Below are 3,818 nucleotides of genomic sequence, written 5' to 3'. Positions count from 1 at the left end.
AGCGCAAAAATAGTCGTGATGCTTCTATCTGATTGCATACGTTTAAGGATTGCGCTCCCAATACCCCCGTTAGCGCCGATGATAATTGCTGCAGCCTTGGATTGGTTCATTTTGTGTGACCTCAATGGTTATTGAAAACTGAGTGCAGGGAGTAATGGCTTATTGGAAGGGTGCATCAGCTTGATTCAGGTTTGAAATCAAAAGAATCGGGTGAAAGAAAGATTTACCTTCCAATGGTTTTTGTTGTTAACAATAGGGCTGTTATATAGCGAGGAGTCCAGCCAGGAATGTGTCACGCTGGCACGGGTAAAGCCTTTGAGAAAAATTGGCGTTGCAAAGTTAAGGCTAACAGACGGATTGATCGACGTGTTGGGAGTGTAAGCTTGTCTATCTGAATTGGATTCGTGATCGCGCACGCCAAAATAGTAGTTACTGTACGCGCTATCCAAATAGTTTAAAGAGATCTTTGGAGTCAAAAAAAATGGCCCGTAATTGTAACGGTATGACATTGCAAGGGTGAAATCTTGTCCGCCTGAATGGTTCTGTAAATCATGAAGATAGCTAAGTGTGTACGACAGTCTGTCTTTTTTGAGGCTTGTACTCAGACCGCCAAACAATGAGTTCTGGCGCCTCGTCATTCCGTCAAGATGCTTTGAGTCGTTCGGTTTGTAACCGACCGACTTATAGGTGATGAGTGCCAAAGCTTCCAGTTCAGCACTCTGATGTATGATATAGCTGGCACGAGGCCCCAAAAAGCTAAACCTAGTACCTATATAACCTATAATAGGCAGGGCAACCGTGTCAGCTCCTACGCCGGCATAATAAGAGGAATTGATGCTTGTAAAAGCACCGTAAAACCAGCCAGTCTGTTGTTTTCTAGCCTGGCTTTTTTTTACTAGCGACGTTTCCTTACTGCCGGTTTGATATGGCTCAGCATTCAATGAAACAGAGCTCGACACTAAGGCGAGCACAATTATCAACCTAAGGTAGAACATCAATTAATATCTCATTGCGTCGCAGAAATGGTAGTGCCCAGGGTGGATCGTACCCTGCATAACTAGCTAGTGAAATTGAAGAGTAATTATTGCTGTTGAGCCAGTCACTCAGTTGATTGACATGTTTTTGATAATTGCTTTCACTCCATAATCCTGAATAGCTAATCGCTGCAACTCGTTTCTCAGGAACCTCACGAAGACAAACAAGCGGGTCTGTAGGTTGAGGAGAATTGTTAATAGTGAACTTGTCTGGTAGCACAAATTTCAAAATCCAGCCTTGCCGTTCGTTCTCAGTCTTGCTCGGACTCGCAATAACAGGGCTGGTCATCGCAACTATTTTACCTTTTTCTTCCTGTGGTTCAGCGATGACTGGTGCTGTCATCGAAATGTCATTGGCAGAAACATTGGCCCCAGAAATATAGTCAAACAAACGTCTAAAGGATTGGTCGGTTGCATCACGAAAGTTGGGCTCATTTACGTAGGTTTCAACTATCATGACAGGTTCGTATCGTCTTATTTCGATATTGCCGACCTTCTTTTCAACGGTATAGCGAGCCTCATCTGTAGTGCGTATACCAAGTAGTGAGCAGCCTTCCAATATGAGGCTCAGCAAAGTTATTATGATGAGCAAGGGGGCACTGCTTCGTGCTTTATTCCACATATCAGAAATCACCTCGTCTTAAAAATCAGGGAAATAAAAAATAATATCTACCTAGTGTTTGTACGCTGAATTTTGCTTAGTGGATCTATATAAACGAAATTTTGTACCAAAGAGTGCTATTTATTTAACGAGTCAGCCCTCTTTGGCGCAGGTTGGTGCATTAGAGTGTGCCGCTTTATACAGCTTTATTGTTTCGGCTTCTTATAATAATGATGGCCCCCATCACAGCTGACATAACTGACCCTAACAGAACACCTAGTTTGACGCTGTCGTGATAGCTTGGGTCATGGCTCTCAAAAGCGAGTGTGCCGATGAATAAGCTCATGGTAAAACCAATTCCGCACAGTACGCATACACCATATAATTGAGGCCATGTGGTATCTTTTGGCAGGCTTGCGATACCTGATCTCACCGCCAGCCAGCAAGCGCCAAAGATTCCCAGTTGTTTGCCTAAAAACAGCCCAAGCGCGATACCTAATGTAATTGAGTTAAATAGATCATCAGTGCCGATCCCGATTAAGTTGACACCGGCATTCGCGAATGCGAACACAGGCAGTATCATAAAGGCAACCCAAGGCTGAATGCTGTGTTCCATTTGCTTTAACATTGGGTGTCCGTCTTCAGTGGCCACGTTAATTGGTATAAACCAAGCCACGATGAAACCCGCTAGCGTAGCATGAACACCTGACTTGAGTACGGCTGCCCACACAACGATACCGACAATAATGTAAGCCGCTTGTTTGCTCACCTTGAATCGGTTCAACAGGCCTAGAACAAACAGACCTGAAATGGCAACGGCAAGAGAGGCTGTTGATAGGTCTTGTGAGTAAAAAATGGCAATAATGACTATCGCACCGATATCATCAAATATAGCAACCGAGAGCAGGAATAGCTTGAGGGTCAGTGGTAGGCTTTTGCCGAACAGACTAAATATACCTAAAGCAAAGGCGATATCAGTTGCCGATGGAATAGCCCAGCCTTGAAGTGCCGCCGGATTTTGTTGATTTAAGCTAACATAAACTAAAGCGGGAGCAATGATGCCCGCCACAGCGGCAATAGCAGGTAGTATTATCTGGTCTTTTGAAGATAAGTGGCCTTCAATAATTTCTCGTTTAACTTCTAGGCCGACCAAGAAAAAGAACAGTGCCATCAAGCCATCATTGACCCAAAGCAATAGCGGTTTAGCAATTTCAAAGGAGCCGAATTGAATGGTGACGGGTAAGTTAAGCACACCTTGGTAGAAACCATTGAAAGCTGTATTCGCCATGATGAGTGCCGCCAAAGCCGCGAGAATTAATAGAATTCCCCCTGCTGCGTCATGCTCAACCATTTCTCGAAAAACTTTTGTCATAGGTAGGTCCTTGCTTTAAATGATGAGAAGACATTTATATGCTTTTACCTAGCTATGAAAAAGTCGAATATTCAGCTCAATATGATCGAAAAAAACTGATCAATTTTTTTTGGATCTTTAACCAAACGGCTGGGGGAAAGCATGGATTTAAATTGCCACTCATAAATACTTCGGATACTTCGAAGTATTTATGAGTGAATAACTTATGGATACCTAGGGTAGTTGGTCGTTAGCATAGTAAAAAAACACGGAGTTGAAATTATGCTGTACCTAAATGTAAGTGAGCACGTAATGCGTAACTGGAGCAGAACAGTCGATCTTTACTATTCCTTTCACCTGAGTGGCATTAACACTGATATTGAATCAGTAAATCTGTTGATAGAGGAACGCCAACAAGAACATGATAATAGAGCTCTTTACTACTGTGAGCTGAATATTCACCCATGTGTAGGGGAGCACTTACAGCTAGCGGTAGAGAGCGAAAATTGTGGTGTCGCGATTGAACAGAGCTTTGCCAAAGCAAAACGTTATATGCTGCGCCGCATGCGCGGAATTTCAGATGAAGCGGCAGCTAAGATGCTTGGCTAATAGATGAAAAGCTTCGTCGTGCTGCATCGGTAATTGCAACGACAGCCGGATGTTTCAATTTTCGCTCTGGTGAAATAACAAAGAAGTGTTCGCTAACATTGTTTATCTCACCAATCGACTTAACGTTATACATGCGCTCAACTTGGCTTGCCATGGCTGATGGCGCAGGAAAAAAACCTGCACCGCCTTCGCCAAATGCTTTTAGCAATGCACTATCGTCAAA

At 43.4% G+C, this 3,818-nt stretch carries 4 protein-coding genes and 1 pseudogene; 1 reads left to right on the top strand and 4 read right to left on the bottom strand.

Annotated features, from left to right (window positions below; translation table 11 throughout):
- Window positions 1–197: 197 nt before the first annotated feature.
- From A3757_RS11730 to nhaA, 3 genes are all read right to left on the bottom strand, one after another.
- The gene (locus tag A3757_RS11730) at window positions 198–941 is read right to left on the bottom strand and encodes a MipA/OmpV family protein (RefSeq protein WP_197470016.1); all 744 of its coding nucleotides are present in this window, start codon (window positions 939–941) and stop codon (window positions 198–200) included.
- Between the two features lie 40 nt (window positions 942–981).
- Window positions 982–1,656, bottom strand: coding sequence for a heme-binding protein (locus A3757_RS11725; protein ID WP_068515449.1), 675 nt, complete (start codon window positions 1,654–1,656; stop codon window positions 982–984).
- A gap of 175 nt (window positions 1,657–1,831) precedes the next feature.
- Window positions 1,832–3,007: a Na+/H+ antiporter NhaA gene (gene nhaA, locus A3757_RS11720; protein ID WP_068554918.1), complete on the bottom strand. Its 1,176-nt coding sequence runs from the start codon at window positions 3,005–3,007 to the stop codon at window positions 1,832–1,834.
- A gap of 261 nt (window positions 3,008–3,268) precedes the next feature.
- Here nhaA and A3757_RS11715 point away from each other — a divergent pair, with 261 nt between their 5' ends.
- Window positions 3,269–3,595, top strand: a complete 327-nt coding sequence (locus A3757_RS11715; protein ID WP_068515457.1) for a hypothetical protein — start codon at window positions 3,269–3,271, stop codon at window positions 3,593–3,595.
- Here A3757_RS11715 and A3757_RS26735 read toward each other — a convergent pair.
- A pseudogene (locus A3757_RS26735) lies at window positions 3,579–3,818 on the bottom strand (hypothetical protein); the annotation flags it as partial. The gene A3757_RS11715 and the pseudogene A3757_RS26735 overlap by 17 nt on opposite strands.

It is taken from the genome of Oleiphilus sp. HI0117 (assembly GCF_001635235.1).
Note: the sequence above shows the minus strand (reverse complement) of the source record. Positions and strands in the feature narration are given on the sequence as shown.

What these genes read in the sequence shown, in the direction of transcription:
- A3757_RS11715 (WP_068515457.1), top strand. Translation starts at nt 3,269, where the DNA reads ATGCTGTACCTAAATGTAAGTGAGCACGTAATGCGTAACTGGAGCAGA.
- A3757_RS11725 (WP_068515449.1), bottom strand. Translation starts at nt 1,656, where the DNA reads ATGTGGAATAAAGCACGAAGCAGTGCCCCCTTGCTCATCATAATAACT.
- nhaA (WP_068554918.1), bottom strand. Translation starts at nt 3,007, where the DNA reads ATGACAAAAGTTTTTCGAGAAATGGTTGAGCATGACGCAGCAGGGGGA.